Here is a 17,572-nt window from a genome sequence, read left to right on the forward strand (position 1 = left end):
TCACTCTTGATCCAATTCGATGGCGTTACGAAGCGCTACGTCGACGGCACCGTGGCCGTCGACGACCTGACGCTGCAGATCCCCACCGGCCAGATCACCGTGCTCGTCGGGCCCTCCGGCTGCGGCAAGACCACGACACTGCGGATGATCAACCGCCTGATCGAGCCGACCAGCGGCACCATCACCATCGACGGTGAGGACGTCCGCGCCCAGGACCCCGCCCGCCTGCGCCGCGGCATCGGCTACGTCATCCAGCACGCCGGCCTGTTCCCGCACCGGACGATCGTCGACAACATCGCCACCGTCCCCTACCTCCTCGGCTGGGACAAGAAGAAGGCCCGGACCACGGCGCTGGAGCTGATGGAGCGGGTCGGCCTCGACACGAAGATGGCCCGGCGCTACCCGTACCAGCTGTCCGGTGGCCAGCAGCAGCGCGTCGGCGTCGCCCGCGCCCTCGCCGCCGACCCGCCCGTCATGCTGATGGACGAGCCGTTCAGCGCCGTCGACCCGATCGTGCGCAAGAGTCTGCAGGACGAGTTCATCCGGCTGCAGTCCGAACTGCGCAAGACCATCGCCTTCGTCACCCACGACATCGACGAGGCCGTCAAGCTCGGCCACACCGTCGCGGTGTTCAAGGTCGGCGGCGTCCTCGCCCAGCACTCCACGCCCGACGAGCTGCTCGCCGCGCCGGCCGACGACTTCGTCCGGGAGTTCCTCGGCGGCGAGAAGGGCCTCAAGCGGCTGCGCTTCAACCGCGACCTCGACCGGCAGGACGAGCCGGGCGTCGAGGCGGCGGAGCGATGACCCTGGCCGCCGCGGACGGCGGCGAGCCGCTGATCCGCTGGGACTGGATCGGCGACCACACCGGGCAGCTCGCCGACCTGACCGCGCACCACCTCAAACTCGCGCTGCTGCCCATCCTGTTCGGGCTCGTCGTCGCGATCCCGCTCGGCCTGCTGTGCGCGCGGTGGCGCTGGCTCTACCCGCCGACGCTCGGCGTCGCCAACGTCCTGTACGGCCTGCCGTCGCTCGCGCTGTTCATGCTGTTCATCCCCTACTTCGGCATCGGCAGCGGCGGCCGCGCGGACTTCACCATCATCGTGCCGCTGACGCTGTTCTCCCTGTCGGTCCTCGTGCCGAACGTCGTCGACGGGCTCCGCTCCGTCCCCGACCCGGTCCGCCAGGCCGCCACCGCCATGGGGTTCGGCACACTGCGGCGGCTGATCCAGGTCGAACTGCCCATCGCGGTGCCCGTCGTCATCGCCGGAGCACGCGTCGCGGCCGTGTCCTCGATCAGCCTGGTCAGCGTCGGAACCCTGATCGGCAACGGCGGGCTCGGGCAGCTCTTCGTCGACGGGTACTCCCGTGACTTCACGACGCCGATCATCGTCTCCTGCGTGCTGATCATCGCGCTCGCGCTGATCAGCGACGGGGTCCTCGTCGCCGCGCAGCGCCTGCTCACGCCCTGGGCCCGGAGGGGGACCAGATGAACCTCGCCGACCAGATCAAGGACGCCTGGACCTGGCTCACCGCCTCGGCGCACTGGAGCGGCGGCGACGGCATCCCGCACCGCCTGCTCGAACACCTCGGGTACAGCGCGCTGGCGCTCGTGATCGCCGCGCTCATCGCGCTGCCGCTCGGCGCGCTCGTCGGCCACACCGGGCGCGGCGGGTTCGCCGTCGTCACCGTCGCGAACTTCGCGCGGTCCATCCCCACGCTGGGCCTGCTCCTGCTCGTCGTCACCGTGACGTCCATCGGCCTCACCCCCGTGATCATCCCGCTGATCGCGCTGGCGACCCCGCCGATCCTCGTCAACACGTACGAAGGCGTCCGCGGCGTCGACCCCGACATCAAGGACGCCGCCCGCGGGATGGGCATGACGGGGCCCGGCATCCTTCTCAAGGCCGAGGTGCCGGTGGCCATGCCGCTCATCCTCCTCGGCCTCCGCACGGCCGCCATCCAGGTCGTCGCGACCGCCACGATCGCGGCGTACGCCGGCATCGGCGGGCTCGGCCGCTACATCGTCGACGGCCTCGCCCGCAAGGACTACCCCTCGGTCGTCGGCGGCTCGGTCCTCGTGGTCCTGCTCGCCGTCATCGTCCAGCTCGCCTTCGTCGGCATCCGCCGAGCGGTCGTGTCCCGCGGCCTGCGCAACTGAGACCGTGATGATTCAACGGAAGGAATCAGCATGATCCGCATCGTCCGGGGCGCCGCCCTCGGCGTGACCGTCGCCCTCGCGCTCGCCGCCTGCGGAGGCGGCGGCGACGACAGTGGCGGCAACCCCCTCGACCAGAAGTCCAGCGGTGGCGGCGGGGGGAACGTCGTCGTCGGCTCGGCCAACTTCACCGAGAGCCAGCTCCTCGGCGAGCTGTACGCCCAGGCCCTGGAGGCCAAGGGCGTCAAGGTCACGAAGAAGTTCAACATCGGCAGCCGCGAGGTCTACTACGACCAGGTCAAGTCCGGCGCCATCACCGTCATGCCGGAGTACAACGGCGGGCTGCTGAGCACGTCGGTCGACAAGGCCAGCAAGGCCGTGACGGCCGACCAGGTGAACTCCGAGCTGAAGGCGAAGCTGCCCTCGACGCTGGAGATCCTCGAGCCGTCCAAGGCCGAGGACAAGGACTCGGTCACGGTCAACTCCCAGACCGCCACCAAGTACCACCTGAAGTCGATCGCCGACCTGAAGGCCGTCGCCGGGCAGTTGACCATCGGCGGACCGTCGGAGTTCAAGACCCGGGAGCAGGGCATGCTCGGGCTGGAGAGCAAGTACGACCTGAAGTTCAAGAAGTTCCAGCCGTTCGACGCGAACGCCCAGACCACACTGGTCAAGCTGCTGAAGGACGACAAGGTCCAGGCCGCCGACCTGTTCACGACCGACCCGGCGATCGCGGCCAACAAGTTCGTCGTGCTGGAGGACCCGCAGAACGTCTTCAGCGCGCAGAACGTCGTGCCGCTGGTCTACAAGTCCGGCGTCAACGACACCGCCCGGGCCGCGCTCAACGCGGTCTCGGCCAAGCTCACCACCGCGGACCTGCAGACCATGCTGGCGAAGGTGAACGACGAGAAGAAGGACCCGAGCGAGGTCGCCAAGGACTGGCTCAAGCAGGCCGGCCTCGGCGGCTGAGCCCTGCCGATCAGGTACCGCGCGGCCCCTCGGTGATCGCCGAGGGGCCGCGTGACCCGGGTGAGAGGAAGGGCGCGTGGGGGTGAGCGCACGCGAACAGGCGCAGTGGACCAGGGCGCGGCTCGGCCGGGGCGGGCCGCCGGTGGACCTGCTCACCGCCCGCTTCGACAGGCACGTCTACGCCCCGCATACGCACGAGGAGTTCGCCATCGGCGTCTGCGTCGGCGGGGTGGAGTCCATCGACTACCGCGGCGGCCGGATCCATACCGGCCCGGGCTCCATCGTCGTCCTCGCGCCCGGCGAGATGCACACCGGTGGTCCGGCGACGCCCATCGCCGGTTACGCCTACCGCGCCCTGTACGCTCACCCCGCCCTGCTCGCCGACGGCATCCGCGGCGTCCCGCACTTCCGCGAGCCGCTCGTCGACGACCCCGAACTCGCCGAGGCCCTGCGCGTCGCGCACATCGGCCTCGTCCGCCACCCCGACCCGCTGGAGGCGGAGTGCCGCCTCCCCTGGCTGCTGACCGCGCTCGCCCGCCGGCACTCCACCGCCCGGCCGGCCGGCGGCACGGTCCCGGGCGCCGCCCGGATCGCCCGTACCGTCCGTGACCGTCTGGCCGACGACCTCACGGCCCCACCGTCGCTCGCCGGTCTCGCCGCCGAGCTGGGCCTGTCCCGCTACCAGCTCCTGCGCGCCTTCCGCGCGGCGATGGGGGTCCCGCCGTACGCGTGGCTCGCCCAGCACCGCGTGACGAGGGCCCGCGTGCTCCTGGAGTCCGGGCTGCGCCCCGCCGAGGTGGCCGCGCTCGTCGGTTTCGCCGATCAGGCGCACCTGACCCGGTGGTTCCGGCGGGTGCTGGGGGTGACCCCGGCGGCCTACCGCGCCGGCGTGGCAGGGGCGGCGTAGCCGTACCGGCGTGGCGGAGGCGGCCGGCGCGCACCGTGGCAGGAGGGGTCCGGCCGCAACAGCGTTCAAGACGGCGCCCGCCGTCCCGGCCGATACTCGCCGCATGACTGCACGCGGCTGGTCCCTCTTCTCCCTGATGGGAGTGGTCTGGGGCATCCCCTATCTGATGATCAAGGTGGCGGTGGACGCGGTGTCCCCGTTCACGGTGGTGTTCACGCGCTGTGCGCTCGGCGCCCTGTTGCTGCTGCCCTTCGTGCTCCGGCAGGGCGGCCTCGCCCGCACCGTGCGGGCGCACTGGCGTCCCCTGCTGGCCTTCGCGTGCGTCGAGATCATCGTCCCCTGGTTCACCCTCAGCGACGCCGAGCGCCATCTGTCCAGCTCCACGGCGGGCCTGCTGATCGCGGGCGTGCCGATCGTCGGAGTGGTCGTGGCCCGCTTCTTCGGCGACACGGACCGGCTCGGACCCCGGCGGGCGGCCGGCCTGGCGGTGGGCCTCGCGGGCGTCGCGGTCCTCACCGCACCGCACCTGACCGGCGGTGACGCCCGCTCCCTCGTCGAGGTGCTGCTGACCGTGATCGGGTACGCCACGGCCCCGCTGATCGCCGCCCGCCACCTGAAGGGCGTCTCCTCACTCCAGCTCACGACCGCCTGCCTGGCCCTGTCCGCCGTGGTCTACGCGCCCGCGGCCGCCGTCACCGCTCCGTCCGCCATGCCGTCCGCCACGGTCCTGGCCGCCCTCGCCGGTCTCGGCGTGGTGTGCACCGCGGTCGCCTTCGTGGCCTTCCTGGAGCTGATCAAGGAGGCGGGTCCGGCTCGCGCGACCGTCATCACGTACGTCAACCCGGCGGTCGCGGTGGCGGCCGGGGCGGTGTTCCTCGGCGAACGGCTGACGCCCGGAATCGTCACCGCCTTCGCCCTGATCCTGGCCGGCTCGGTTCTGGCGACGGCGGGCCCCGTCGCCGCCGATGAGCCGGGCGACGGGTCCGACGCCGCCGGCGGGGCCAATGCGCCGCGTGCGCCCGAGGCTCTGATCGGCACGGCCGACGAGTCCGGCTGACGGCCAGGTCGAGCTCCCGTGCCGCGTCGTCACCACGCGCGGAGCCGGTCGCGGAGGGTTCGCGCGACCCGTCCCATCAGCGCCTCGGCCTCGGGCTGGTGCAGGGCCGGCACCCGCGACTCGGTGAGCGCCGCGACGCCGAACACGCGGCCGTCGGCGTGCTCGACCACCCCGACCTCGTGACGGAGGTTGAGGAGCGTCCCGGTCTTGGAGGACCAGCGGGTCGCGTCGGACCGGAAGTCGGGTGCGAGGCGCTGCCGCAGCAGGTTGTCGCCCATGAGCTCCCGGACCCGCGCGGCGACGTCCGGGTCGATCTTCGACGGTGTCCACAGCGCCTGCAGCAGGTCCAGGTACGCCCGCGCGGACCCGGAGTTGGCGAGGGTGACGTCGAGCTGGGGGATGCGGTGGCCCCGACCGGTCGTGCCCGCCTCGATCGCCAGGACGTGCGCGAAGTGCACGTCCTCGGGAGGCAGCAGTTCGGCGAGGGTCTCGGTCAGCTCGTGGATCGTGTGCCGTACCGTGACGCCGCGCACGCCCAGCTCCTGCAGGATCGCGGCGACCCCGGCCGGCGGCGTCAGGGCGAACAGCGCGTCCGTCGCGGCGTTGTCGCTGACGGCCACGCTGAGGTAGAGCAGGTCGTCGACGGCGACCCGGGTGGGATGCCGGAACCTGCTCAGCCCGTTCGGCCCCGGAGACGCGTCACCCGGCTCGATCGAGATCCGCGCGGAGCCGTCGAGCTCGCCGCGCCGGATGCGCTCGAGGGTGGCGACGGCGAGGGGGATCTTCACCAGGGAGGCGACCGGGAACTCCAGGTCCGGATCGATGCCGAGCTCGTCCCCGGAGTGCAGGTCCCGGACCAGGAACGACCCGCTCAGCCCGCCCTCGTCCAGTGTCCGTCGCAGGTCACGCAGCAACCCCTCGACGCTCGTCACCGTGCCGGGCCTCCCTCGGTCTCATCGGTGCCCAGGCAGCGGCCGATCTCCTCGCGCAGCCGCGTCCGGACCCGCTCGGCGTCGTCGCCGATCGCGGCGGCCACGTCGAAGCCCCGCCCGACCCGGACGTCACCGATCGGACGCCAGTGCAGCCCGAGCTCTGCGGCCTGGCGCGGCGAGCACAGCAGGAGATCGTCCGTGGCGAGTACCTCCGCCGCCGCGACGACGAGAGTACGCGCGACGGCGACCTGAGCGGGCAGCAGACCGACCGCGTCGCGGACCCGGAACAACCGGTCCCGTACGTGCGGCACGTCGTCCTCGGGCTGGATCCAGATCCGGCGCGGGCGTGCCGAGAGGCCGGTGCGGCCCGCCCGGAGGGTCTCCAGGTAGAGCGTCCGGGCGGCGGGGGCGGCGGCGCCGGCCAGCCCGAGGCGCACGGACCAGGCGCCGTCGTCCGGCGGCGTCGCCGTCAGGGCGGCGCGGACCTCGCGGGACCGGACCAGTTCGGCGCGCTCGGCCGGTGGCGCGGGGTGGAAGTCCAGGTAGACGTCCTTACGACGGGCCTCGGCGGCGAGCACGGCCAGGTCCCGCACGGAGCAGACGCCGGGGACGGCGAGCCGCAGCGGGCTGAGCCGGGCACGCTCGGCCTCGTCCTCCATGGCCTCCGCCAGGCGGACCAGGCGCTTGGCCGACGGCAGCAGGTCGCGGCCGAACCGGGTAAGCGTGACGCGGCGCGAGGACCGGTCCAGCAGGCGCTCACCGAGGTGCCTCTCCAGGGCGGCGATCCGGCGGCTCGCCACCGACTGGGGGATCCGCGTCGCGGCGGCGCCCTCGGTGAAGCTGCCGTGTTCGCTCACGTTCACGAACGCGCGCCACGCCCCGAGAAGATCCACGACCAGAGTCTATGCCGGAACAGCATCGATTCTTCCATTCGCGTCTTTGACGGCATAGGACGCCCTCGGAAGACTCCTCGCCATGACCAGCACACGACAGGATCAGCGGTCCCTGCGCCTCCGGGCCCCCTTCGCGGCGCTCGCCGCGCTCGCCCTCGTCCCGCTGAGCGCGTGCGGCGCCGCCGGCGACGCCACGACCGCGTCGGCGAAGGCGACCGCCACGACGGTGCCCGCGGCCCAGCGGAACGACCAGGCGTTCCAGGCCCTGGAGAAGCGGTACGACGCCCGGCTCGGCGTCTGGGCGCTCGACACGGGCACGGGCAAGGTCGTCGCCTGGCGCGCCGACGAGCGGTTCGCCTACGCGTCCACGTCCAAGGTCCCCATCGTGGGCACCGTCCTGCGCCAGGACTCGATCAAACGGCTGGACCACGTGGTGAAGTACACGACGGCCGACCTCGTCACGTACTCTCCCGTGACCGAGAAGCACGTCGCCACGGGGATGACCATCCGCGAGCTGTGCGACGCCGCGCTCCGGTTCAGCGACAACACGGCCGCGAACCTGCTGTTCCGCGAGATCGGCGGCCCGAGCGGTCTCGGTGCCGCCCTGCGGCGGATCGGGGACCGCACCAGCCACGTCGACCGCGTCGAGCCGGACCTCAACAGCGCGGTCCCCGGCGACATCCGTGACACGAGCACGCCGCGGCAGTTCGGCACCGACCTGCGGGCGTACACGCTCGGCCACGTGCTGCCCACGCCCAAGCGCGACCTGCTCATCGACTGGATGCGGCGCAACACCACGGGCGACAAGGTGATCCGCGCCGGCGTCCCGGACGGCTGGACCGTCGGGGACAAGACCGGGACCGGCAGCTACGGAACGCGGAACGACATCGCCGTGGCCTGGCCCCCGCACCGTGCGCCGATCGTGATCGCGGTCCTGACCACCCACGCGGCGAAGGAGGCCGCGACCAGCGACGACCTCGTCCGCGACGCCGCAAAGGCGGTAGTCGACCGCCTGACCTGACCGGCCGCCACGCGGACGCCTGCGCCGAGGATCCCCGTTCCCGGGACGACGGCGATCCTCGGCGCCGAGCCGGACGGGTCAGCCCTTGACCGTCAGCAACGGCCGGAGCTCGGCGACGGGGTCGGCGACGCCCGCGCGGCTCAGGCTGGAGACGACCGGCCCGATGTCCTTGTAGACCCAGGGCGCCTCCTGCTTGAGGTCGCGGCGCCACGCGGCCATCACGTCCGACCGGCGGGTGAGGGCCGGATCCCGGTGGTCGAGCGGCGTCACGACCCGGAACTCCCGCAGGAAGGCGTCCAGGTCGGCGTCGTTCCCGCGTGAGGCGGCGCCGCGGGGAACGCGCCGGCCCGCGCCGTGGCAGGCGCTCACCAGCGTCCGTGGATTCCCGTGCCCGCGCAGGACGTAGCTCGCCGCGCCCATCGAACCGGGCACGATGACGGGCTCGCCCCACAGGGCGTACGGGCCGCCCGCCGCCTCGGCGTACCCACCCGCCGGGGTCGCGCCCTTCCGGTGCACCACACGGTCGACCGGTTATCCGGCGTCAGGCGGGGGCGTGGCCGGAGAGGCGGCGGGTGAGCTCCGCGGCGGCCTCCCGTACGCGGGCGGCGAGGTCCGGCCACTCCGCCTCGTCGTGGGTCTCGCGGCGGAAGGTCACGGCCATCGCGGCGGCCGGGCGGCCGACGTGGTCGAAGCTGCACGCGGCGATGCTGGCGAAGCCGTCGGTCACGTGCCCGTCCTCGACGGCCCAGCCGCGCCGCGCGTCCTCGGCGAGCGCGCGCCGCAGCTCGCGCAGCGACCGCGGCCCGGCGCCGGTCCGGGTCACGAACTCACCGGGGAACAGCGCGCGGACCTGCGCGGCCGGAAGGTGCGCCAGCATGGACCGGCCGCTCGCGGTGAGGTACGCCGGGAGCCGGACGCCGACATCGGTGACGAGCGTCGCGTGGTGCCGTGGCTGCTCCTTCAGCAGGTACAGCGTCTCGGCGCCGTGCAGGACGCCGAGCTGGCCGATCTCCCCGAGCCGGTCCACGAGGCGTACGAGGAGGGGGCGGGCGAGCCGTTCGAGCGGACCCTGCCGCAGGTACGCCGAGCCGATCTCGAACGCCGTCACGCCGAGGCCCCACAGCCGGTCCTCGGGAAGATAGGTGACGAAGCCGTCCTCGGCCATGGCGGTGAGCAGGTGGTACGTGCTGGACCTCGGCAGGGACAGCTCGCGGGCGATGGCGGACGCGGCGAGCGGCCGGGCCGAGGACGCCAGGAGGCGGAGAACGGCCAGCGCGCGCCGCGCCGCGGGCACCTGTCCGGCCACCGTCCTCACCCACCTCTCCGCACAAGAGTCTCGCATCTCAGACACGACCGCCGCCCCCCGGTCTCCGCCATGGGGACCGGTCGAGTGCAATGGGGACATGGATACGACGACTGGTGCGTGTGTCGAGGTCGGAGTGGGGCCGCTCGCCTTCGACCAGGTCGTGGCCGTGGCCCGCCACGGTGCGCGGGTCGCGCTGACCGACGAGGCGCTCAAGGCCATCGCCGCCGCCCGTGCGCACGTCGACGAGCTCGCCGCCCGGCCGACGCCCGCGTACGGCATCTCCACCGGGTTCGGCGCGCTGGCCACCCGGCACATCCACGAGGACCTGCGGGCCCGGCTCCAGCTGAACATCGTCCGCTCGCACGCCGCCGGCTCCGGTCCGGAGGTGGAGGCCGAGGTCGTCCGGGCGATGATGCTGCTGCGGCTGAGCACGCTCGCCACCGGCCGTACCGGAGTGCGTCCCGTGACCGCCGAGACCCTCGCGGCCCTCCTGAACGCCCGGATCACGCCCGTCGTGTACGAGTACGGCAGCCTCGGCTGCTCCGGAGACCTGGCGCCGCTCTCGCACGTGGCCCTCGCGCTGATCGGCGAGGGCGAGGTCCGCGACGCCGAAGGGCGGCTGCGGCCCGCCGCCGAGGCGCTGGCCGAGGCCGGGATCGCACCGCTGAGCCTCGTCGCCAAGGAGGGCCTCGCGCTGCTCAACGGCACCGACGGCATGCTCGGCATGCTCGTGCTGGCCATCGAGGACCTGCGCCGCGTCCTCACGGCCGCGGACGTCGCGGCCGCCATGAGCGTCGAGGCGCAGCTCGGCACCGACCGGGTGTTCGCCGCCGACCTGCAGGAGCTGCGGCCGCACCCGGGCCAGGCCGTCAGCGCCGCCAACCTGCGGGCGCTGCTCGCCGACTCGGCGATCATGGAGTCGCACCGCGGCCCCGACTGCACGCGCGTGCAGGACGCGTACTCGCTGCGCTGCTCGCCGCAGGTGCACGGCGCCGCCCGTGACACCCTGGAGCACGCCGCCCTCGTCGCCTCCCGCGAGCTGGCCGCCGCGGTCGACAACCCGGTCGTGCTGCCCGACGGGCGCGTCGAGTCGAACGGCAACTTCCACGGCGCGCCCGTCGCGTACGTCCTGGACTTCCTCGCCATTCCCGTCGCGGACGTCGCCTCGATCTCCGAGCGCCGTACCGACCGGATGCTCGACCCCGCCCGTTCGCACGGGCTGCCGGCGTTCCTCGCCGACGACCCGGGCGTGGACTCCGGGCACATGATCGCGCAGTACACCCAGGCGGGCATCGTCTCGGAGCTGAAGCGGCTCGCCGTCCCGGCGAGCGTCGACTCGATCCCCAGCTCCGCCATGCAGGAGGACCACGTCTCGATGGGCTGGAGCGGGGCCCGCAAGCTGCGGCGGGCCGTCGACGGCCTGACCCGTGTCGTCGCCATCGAGATCCTGACCGCCGCCCGCGCGCTCGACCTGCGGGCGCCACTGCGGCCCGGCCCCGCCACCGGCGCGGTCGTCGCCGCCCTGCGCGCCCGGGTGCGCGCGCCCGGCCCCGACCGCTACCTGGCGCCGGAGATCGCCGCCGCCGTCGACCTGGTCCGCGACGGATCCCTCGTCGCCGCCGCCGAATCCGTCACCGGCCCGCTGGCCTGAGTAAGGAGATCACACGATGGGTCCTCGTCCCGTACGCGCGCCGCGCGGCACGACGCTGAGCGCCAAGGGCTGGCAGCAGGAGGCCGCCCTGCGCATGCTCATGAACAACCTCGACCCGGAGGTCGCCGAGCACCCCGACGAGCTGATCGTCTACGGCGGGTCCGGCCGGGCCGCGCGCTCGTGGGACGCGTTCGACGCGATGGTCCGCTCGCTGCGCTCCCTGGAGGCCGACGAGACGCTGCTCGTCCAGTCCGGCAAGCCGGTCGGCGTCATGCGCACCCACGAGTGGGCGCCGCGCGTGCTCATCGCCAACTCCAACCTCGTCCCGCAGTGGGCGACCTGGGAGGAGTTCCGGCGGCTCGAGGCGCTCGGGCTCACGATGTACGGCCAGATGACGGCCGGGTCGTGGATCTACATCGGTACGCAGGGCATCCTTCAGGGCACGTACGAGACGTTCGCGGCGGTGGCCGCCAAGCGGTTCGGCGGCTCCCTCGCCGGCACGATCACGCTGACCGCCGGGCTCGGCGGCATGGGCGGCGCGCAGCCGCTCGCCGTCACCATGAACGGCGGCGTCGCGATCTGCGTCGAGTGCGACCCCTCCCGCATCGACCGCCGCGTCGAGCACCGGTACTGCGACGTGCGCGCCGACGACCTCGACGAGGCGCTGCGCCTGGCCGTCGAGGCCCGCGACGCCCGGCGGCCCCTGTCCATCGGCCTGCTCGGCAACGCCGCCGACATCGTCCCGCAGCTCCTGGCGATGGGCGCGCCGATCGACATCGTGACCGACCAGACCTCGGCGCACGACCCGCTGACGTACCTGCCGCGCGGCGTCGCGTTCGAGGACATGGCCGACGCGCGCGCCAAGGACCCCGAGGGCTTCACCACGCGGGCCCGCGAGTCGATGGCCGCGCACGTCGAGGCCATGGTCGGCTTCCAGGACGCCGGCGCGGAGGTCTTCGACTACGGCAACTCGATCCGCGGCGAGGCACAGCTCGCCGGGTACACCCGCGCGTTCGACTTCCCCGGCTTCGTCCCCGCCTACATCAGGCCGCTGTTCTGCGAGGGCAAGGGCCCGTTCCGCTGGGCGGCGCTGTCCGGCGACCCGAAGGACATCGCCCGGACGGACCAGGCGATCCTCGACCTGTTCCCGGAGAACGAACAGCTCGCCCGCTGGATCCGGATGGCGGGGGAGAAGGTCCACTTCCAGGGCCTGCCCGCGCGGATCTGCTGGCTCGGCTACGGCGAACGCGACCGCGCCGGCCTGGAGTTCAACAAGCTCGTCGAGACCGGGGAGATCAGCGCGCCGATCGTCATCGGCCGCGACCACCTCGACTCCGGCAGCGTCGCCTCGCCGTACCGCGAGACCGAGGGCATGGCCGACGGCTCCGACGCGATCGCCGACTGGCCGCTGCTGAACGCCCTGGTCAACGCCTCCTCTGGTGCGTCCTGGGTGTCGATCCACCACGGCGGCGGCGTCGGCATCGGCCGGTCCATCCACGCCGGGCAGGTCTCGGTGGCCGACGGCACGCCGCTCGCGGCTCAGAAGCTGGAGCGCGTACTGACCAACGACCCGGGCATGGGCGTCATCCGGCACGTCGACGCCGGGTACGACCGCGCCACTGAGGTCGCGGCCGAGCGCGGCGTCCGCGTCCCGATGAACGAGCAGTAGATCGAGGTTCCCGCCGCTCCGCCCACGCCGGTGGGCGGAGCGGCACCCGCGTGAGGAGAGGCGATGGGCTACGAAGAGATGTGGCGGGACCTGCTGCCGATCGGGCGCGTCTCCGGCGGCGGGTACCGCCGGTTCTCCTGGACGGCCGCCGACCGGGAGTGCCGCGCCTGGTTCACCGAGGAGGCGGGCCGGCGCGGCCTGACCGTCGAGGAGGACCGCAACGGCAACCTCTTCGCCTGGTGGGACGTACCCGGTGAGCGCCGGGACGCCGTCCTGACCGGCAGCCACCTGGACTCCGTGCCGGACGGCGGCGCGTTCGACGGACCGCTCGGCGTCGTCTCGTCGCTGGCCGCGATCGACGTTCTGCGCGAGCGTGGCGTCACCCCCGCCCGGCCGCTCGGCATCGCCGTCTTCGCCGAGGAGGAGGGCGCCCGGTTCGGCGTCGCCTGCCTGGGCTCCCGCCTGCTGACCGGCGCGATCGACCCCGTACGGGCCCGGGGCCTGCGCGACGCCGATGGGACCACCTGGGCCGACGCGATGGCCGCCGACGGCTGTGATCCGGACGCGATCGGCCCCGACCCCGACCTGCTCGCGGGCATCGGCTCCTTCGTCGAGCTCCACGTCGAACAGGGCCGCGCCCTCGACGTGCCCGTCGGCGTCGCGAGCGCGATCTGGCCGCACGGCCGCTGGCGGTTCGACTTCACCGGCCAGGGCAACCACGCCGGCACCACGCTGCTGCGGGACCGCCGGGACCCGATGCTGCCGTTCGCGCGGACCGTGCTGGCCGCCCGCGACGCCGCGGCCCGCCACGAGGCCGTCGCGACCATGGGCAAGGTCCACGTCACCCCCAACGGTGTCAACGCCATCCCCTCCCTCGTACGGGCCTGGCTCGACACCCGCGCCCCCGACGACGACGCCGTGCGCGCGACCGTCGCCGAGATCCACGCCGCCGCGGAGAAGGCCGCCGGCGAGCACGGCGTCGAGGTCGCGCTTTCCGAGGAGTCCTACACCCAGGTCGTCGGCTTCCACGCCGAACTGCGCGACCGGCTCGCCATGACGCTCGGCGGCGCGCCCGTCCTGCCGACCGGCGCCGGGCACGACGCGGGGATCTTGTCCGCGCACGTCCCGACCGCGATGCTGTTCGTACGCAACCCCACCGGCGTCTCGCACGCCCCCGAGGAACACGCCGAGACCGGCGACTGCCTCACCGGCGTCGAGGCGCTCGCCGCCGTCCTGGAGGACCTGCTCTCGCCATGAGACTCCACGCCGAACACGCCTGGCTCGGAGACCGCGTCGCGGCCGACGTCCTCATCGAGATCGCCGGGGAGCGGTTCGTCCGGATCACCCCGGGCGTGCCGGCACCGCCGGACGCCGAGCGCCTGCCCGGCCTGACGCTGCCCGGCATGGCCAACGTGCACTCCCACGCCTTCCACCGCGCCCTGCGCGGACGGGTCCAGGCCGGTGGAGGCACCTTCTGGACCTGGCGCACCCACATGTACGAGGTCGCGGCCCGGCTCGACCCGGACTCCTACCTCGCGCTGGCCCGCGCGGTGTACGCCGAGATGGCCCTGGCCGGGATCAGCTGCGTCGGCGAGTTCCACTACCTTCACCACGGCCCGGGCGGCACCCCCTACGCCGACCCGAACGCCTTCGGCGAGGCGCTCCTGCAGGCCGCCCGCGAGGCCGGCATCCGGATCACGCTCCTCGACGCCTGCTACCTGACCGGCGGCATCGGCAAGGATCTGGAAGGGCCGCAGCTCCGGTTCGGCGACGGCACGGCCGACGCCTGGGCCGACCGGGTCTCGCGGCTGCGCGCGGACGACCACGCCCGCGTCGGCGCGGCCCTCCACTCCGTACGCGCCGTCCCCGCCGACCAGATCCGCACCGTCGCCCAGTGGGCCCGCCGGCTCCGCGCCCCGCTCCACGTCCACCTGTCCGAGCAGCCCGCCGAGAACGAGGCGTGCCTCGAGACGTACGGCATGACGCCGACGCAGCTGCTGGCCGACAAGCGGGCGCTCGGCGGCCGGACCATCGCCGTCCACGCCACTCACCTCACCGCCGAGGACATCGGCCTGCTCGGCGCCAGCCAGAGCGGCGTGTGCATGTGCCCCACCACCGAACGCGACCTGGCCGACGGCATCGGACCCGCCCGCGGCCTGGTCACCGCCGGATCGCCGCTCTCCCTCGGCTCCGACCAGCACGCGATGATCGACCTGTTCGAGGAGGCCCGCGCCGTCGAACTCGACGAGCGGCTCCGCACCCGCAGGCGCGGTCACTGGACCGCCGGGGAACTCCTGGCCGCCGCGACGTGCAACGGCCACTCGGCGCTCGGCTGGCCGGAGGCGGGCCGCATCGAGCCCGGCTCGTACGCCGACCTCGTCACCGTCGATCTGGACTCCGTACGCCTCGCCGGCGCCGCCCCGGACCACCTCGCCGAGTCGGCCGTCTTCGCCGCCTCACCCGCTGACGTCCGCCACGTCATGGTCTCCGGCCGGCAGATCGTCCGCGACGGCCACCACCTGCTGATCGACGACGTCCCCACCGCCCTGTCCCGAGCGATCGCCGCCCTGACCACCTAGTCGCGACAGCGGTCTTGTATTTCAGACGGTGGTCACGTGCCGCGTGCCGGGAGGTCGCGGCGAAGGTGCGATGCTGGCGGGGAGAGGGAGGTGTGCGTGAGCATTGTGATCACGAACATCGGGGAGCTCGTCGGGGCCGACGCGGAGCGGTGGGTGATCGAGGACGCCGCGCTCGTCATCGACGGTGACCGGATCGCCTGGGCCGGAACGGCCGCCGCCGCGCCGGCCGCGGACGAGGCGGTCGACGCGGGCGGACGGGCGGTGCTGCCCGGGTTCGTCGACTCCCACGCCCATCTGGTCTTCGCGGGGGAGCGAGCGGAGGAGTTCGCCGCGCGGATGAGCGGCCGGCCGTACGCCGCCGGCGGCATCCGGACGACCGTCGCGAAGACCCGCGGCGCGTCCGACGACGAGCTGCGCGCCAACGTACGGCGGCTGGTGGCGGAGATGGCCCGGCAGGGGACCACGACGATCGAGTGCAAGTCGGGGTACGGGCTGACCGTCGCCGACGAGGAGCGCGCGGTGCGGATCGCCGCCGAACTGGTCGACGAGGTCACCTACCTCGGCGCGCACGTCGTTCCGAACGGGACGGACGCCGGCGACTACGTCCGGCTCGTCGCGGGGGAGATGCTGGAGGCGTGCGCGCCGTACGCGCGGTGGATCGACGTCTTCTGCGAACGCGGGGCGTTCGACGCCGACCAGACGCGGGAGATCCTGTCGGCGGGCAGGGCCGCCGGACTGGTCCCGCGCCTGCACGCCAACCAGCTCGGCCACGGGCCGGGCGTCCGGATCGCGGTGGAGTACGACGCCGCGTCGGCCGACCACTGCACGTTCCTGTCGGACGACGACGTGGCCGCGCTGGCGGACTCGGAGACGGTGGCGACGCTGCTGCCCGGCGTGGAGTTCTCCACGCGTCAGCCGTACCCCGACGCCCGCCGTCTCCTCGACGCCGGTGTGAAGGTCGCGCTGGCGACCGACTGCAATCCAGGGTCCTGCTACACCTCGAGCATGGCGTTCTGCGTGGCCCTCGCGGTCCGGGAGATGCGCATGACGCCGGAGGAGGCGGTGCGGGCGGCCACGGAGGGCGGTGCCCGGGCCCTGCGGCGGGCCGATGTGGGGCACCTGCGGCCCGGGGCGCGCGCCGACGTGCTCCTGCTCGACGCCCCCTCGCACATCCATCTCGCCTACCGGCCGGGAGTGCCGCAAGTGGCCCGGGTATGGCGGACCGGACTGCCGGTCTGACTATTCAGAAACCATTCGTGTCAATTATCTTAGTCATTGATCTTGCTAAGTAAGACGCCGCCGAGGCGGCCCGAGGTGGCCATGCCACGATGCGGGATTGACTGTTAACGCTTCGTCATTCACTCTTGGGGGAATCGCCCCCAGCCCCTCGGGAGCCTCCTGATGTACCTGCGTGGCCACCTACTGCCTGAAACCCGTCTCTCACGGTCGGTCGCCGACCGCATGTCCTTCTGAGCCGGCGTACGAAAGGCTTTCACCGAGCCCGGGGAATTCATCGGCTCGGTGGAGTCAATAATGCCAAGAGGCGGGAATGATACGCGTTCTCATCGTGGAGAATACGAACCTGGTCCGTGGCGGGCTCGTCGCCCTGCTCAACGCCCAGCCTGACATGTCGGTCGGCGCCGCCTTAGATTCCGCGGACAAGGCACTGCCCACCGCCCTGGAGACCGACCCCGACGTGGCCCTGATCGGCACGGGCCTGGCAGGAGGAGATGGCTTCGCGGTCGCGCGCGCGTTGCACGACGAACTGCCCTCCTGCGGCATCCTGATCATGGCCGACCGCCGCCGGCCGGGCGACCTGCGTCGGGCGGTGGCCGCCGGGGTGATGGGGTACCTCCTCATCGACACCCCGCCGGAGGACCTCGCCGACGCCGTCCGGCGGGTCGCGCAGGGCGAGCGGGTGATCGACGCGGAGCTGGCCTTCGCCGCCCTCGAGACCGTCGAGAGCCCTCTCACCGACCGTGAGCTGGACGTCCTGCGGCTCGCCGCGCAGGGGGCGTCATCCGCCGAGATCGCGGATCACCTCTTCCTGTCGGTCCGCACCGTCCGGAACCACATGTCGCGCATCATCGGGAAGGTAGGCGCGCGCAACCGGGTCGACGCCATCCGCATCGCCGGCGACGCGGGCTGGCTCTGAGCGGTCGCCGTTCGCACGGCCGGCGACGCGTGCCGGCTGTGAGCGGTCGCCGTTCGCGTCGCCGGCGACCTGGGCCGGTTCCGAGCCGTCCGCCGCCCAGTGCCCGTGCAGGTCGCGGTACGGCTCGCAGCGGGTGAGCAGGTCCTCGTGGCCGCCGAGCCAGGCCCGCGTGCCGTCGAGCATGAGCACGCGGCGGGCGCGCCGCGCCGAGGTCATCCGGTGCGCGATGACGATGAGGGAACCGGGCCGCGCGGCGAAGGCCGCCTCGGCGCGCTCCT

At 73.2% G+C, this 17,572-nt stretch carries 17 protein-coding genes; 13 read left to right on the top strand and 4 right to left on the bottom strand.

The genetic code is table 11. The annotated features are described in order from the left end of the window. The first annotated feature begins 6 nt into the window (after window positions 1-6). The 6 genes from NE235_RS24085 to NE235_RS24110 all read left to right on the top strand — a co-directional run bounded on the left by NE235_RS24085 (window position 7) and on the right by NE235_RS24110 (window position 5,088). Window positions 7-804 (top strand): ABC transporter ATP-binding protein, encoded by a 798-nt coding sequence (locus NE235_RS24085; protein WP_289849132.1) that lies wholly within the window; start codon window positions 7-9, stop codon window positions 802-804. Next, the gene (locus tag NE235_RS24090; protein ID WP_252806750.1) at window positions 801-1,490 is read left to right on the top strand and encodes an ABC transporter permease; all 690 of its coding nucleotides are present in this window, start codon (window positions 801-803) and stop codon (window positions 1,488-1,490) included. Before NE235_RS24085 ends, NE235_RS24090 begins: the two co-directional genes overlap by 4 nt. Then, complete coding sequence (locus tag NE235_RS24095; protein WP_252806752.1) at window positions 1,487-2,158, top strand: ABC transporter permease; 672 nt, start codon at window positions 1,487-1,489, stop codon at window positions 2,156-2,158. Before NE235_RS24090 ends, NE235_RS24095 begins: the two co-directional genes overlap by 4 nt. Window positions 2,159-2,188: 30 nt before the next feature. Beyond that, the gene (locus NE235_RS24100) at window positions 2,189-3,124 is read left to right on the top strand and encodes an ABC transporter substrate-binding protein (RefSeq protein WP_252806754.1); all 936 of its coding nucleotides are present in this window, start codon (window positions 2,189-2,191) and stop codon (window positions 3,122-3,124) included. A 76-nt stretch (window positions 3,125-3,200) separates the two neighbouring features. Next, window positions 3,201-4,031: an AraC family transcriptional regulator gene (locus tag NE235_RS24105; RefSeq protein WP_252806756.1), complete on the top strand. Its 831-nt coding sequence runs from the start codon at window positions 3,201-3,203 to the stop codon at window positions 4,029-4,031. A 103-nt stretch (window positions 4,032-4,134) separates the two neighbouring features. Further along, the gene (locus NE235_RS24110) at window positions 4,135-5,088 is read left to right on the top strand and encodes a DMT family transporter (protein WP_252806757.1); all 954 of its coding nucleotides are present in this window, start codon (window positions 4,135-4,137) and stop codon (window positions 5,086-5,088) included. 29 nt (window positions 5,089-5,117) lie between these two features. On the opposite strand, the gene NE235_RS24115 is transcribed toward NE235_RS24110, so the two are convergent. Together NE235_RS24115 and NE235_RS24120 are read right to left on the bottom strand one after the other, a co-directional pair. Continuing rightward, window positions 5,118-6,020 carry a serine hydrolase gene (locus NE235_RS24115; RefSeq protein WP_252806759.1) on the bottom strand — a complete coding sequence of 301 codons (903 nt, stop codon included), beginning with the start codon at window positions 6,018-6,020 and terminating at the stop codon, window positions 5,118-5,120. Then, entirely contained in the window at window positions 6,017-6,913 is an 897-nt protein-coding gene (locus NE235_RS24120; protein WP_252806761.1) for a LysR family transcriptional regulator, read from the bottom strand. Before NE235_RS24120 ends, NE235_RS24115 begins: the two co-directional genes overlap by 4 nt. Window positions 6,914-7,025: 112 nt before the next feature. Between NE235_RS24120 and bla the strand changes: the two genes are divergently transcribed. After that, on the top strand, window positions 7,026-7,934 hold the full coding sequence (gene bla / locus NE235_RS24125; RefSeq protein WP_406567632.1) for a class A beta-lactamase: 909 nt from the start codon (window positions 7,026-7,028) through the stop codon (window positions 7,932-7,934). A gap of 78 nt (window positions 7,935-8,012) precedes the next feature. Here bla and NE235_RS24130 read toward each other — a convergent pair whose 3' ends face one another. Next, the gene (locus NE235_RS24130) at window positions 8,013-8,453 is read right to left on the bottom strand and encodes an RtcB family protein (protein ID WP_252806766.1); all 441 of its coding nucleotides are present in this window, start codon (window positions 8,451-8,453) and stop codon (window positions 8,013-8,015) included. A gap of 22 nt (window positions 8,454-8,475) precedes the next feature. After that, on the bottom strand, window positions 8,476-9,276 hold the full coding sequence (locus tag NE235_RS24135) for an IclR family transcriptional regulator (RefSeq protein ID WP_252806956.1): 801 nt from the start codon (window positions 9,274-9,276) through the stop codon (window positions 8,476-8,478). A gap of 61 nt (window positions 9,277-9,337) precedes the next feature. Between NE235_RS24135 and hutH the strand changes: the two genes are divergently transcribed. The 6 genes from hutH to NE235_RS24165 all read left to right on the top strand — a co-directional run bounded on the left by hutH (window position 9,338) and on the right by NE235_RS24165 (window position 17,294). Beyond that, entirely contained in the window at window positions 9,338-10,891 is a 1,554-nt protein-coding gene (gene hutH, locus NE235_RS24140) for a histidine ammonia-lyase (protein WP_252806768.1), read from the top strand. Window positions 10,892-10,907: 16 nt separating this feature from the next. Next, window positions 10,908-12,560 (top strand): urocanate hydratase, encoded by a 1,653-nt coding sequence (hutU, locus tag NE235_RS24145; protein ID WP_252806770.1) that lies wholly within the window; start codon window positions 10,908-10,910, stop codon window positions 12,558-12,560. A gap of 63 nt (window positions 12,561-12,623) precedes the next feature. Next, on the top strand, window positions 12,624-13,817 hold the full coding sequence (locus NE235_RS24150; protein WP_252806773.1) for an allantoate amidohydrolase: 1,194 nt from the start codon (window positions 12,624-12,626) through the stop codon (window positions 13,815-13,817). Beyond that, window positions 13,814-15,139, top strand: coding sequence for a formimidoylglutamate deiminase (locus tag NE235_RS24155; protein ID WP_252806774.1), 1,326 nt, complete (start codon window positions 13,814-13,816; stop codon window positions 15,137-15,139). Before NE235_RS24150 ends, NE235_RS24155 begins: the two co-directional genes overlap by 4 nt. A 96-nt stretch (window positions 15,140-15,235) precedes the next feature. Next, on the top strand, window positions 15,236-16,378 hold the full coding sequence (hutI, locus tag NE235_RS24160) for an imidazolonepropionase (protein ID WP_252806775.1): 1,143 nt from the start codon (window positions 15,236-15,238) through the stop codon (window positions 16,376-16,378). Between the two features lie 328 nt (window positions 16,379-16,706). Further along, window positions 16,707-17,294, top strand: coding sequence for a response regulator transcription factor (locus NE235_RS24165; protein ID WP_308206144.1), 588 nt, complete (start codon window positions 16,707-16,709; stop codon window positions 17,292-17,294). The last annotated feature ends 278 nt before the right edge of the window (window positions 17,295-17,572 follow it).

The sequence above is a fragment of the Actinoallomurus spadix genome (genome assembly GCF_024055725.1).
Lineage (GTDB): Bacteria > Actinomycetota > Actinomycetes > Streptosporangiales > Streptosporangiaceae > Actinoallomurus > Actinoallomurus spadix.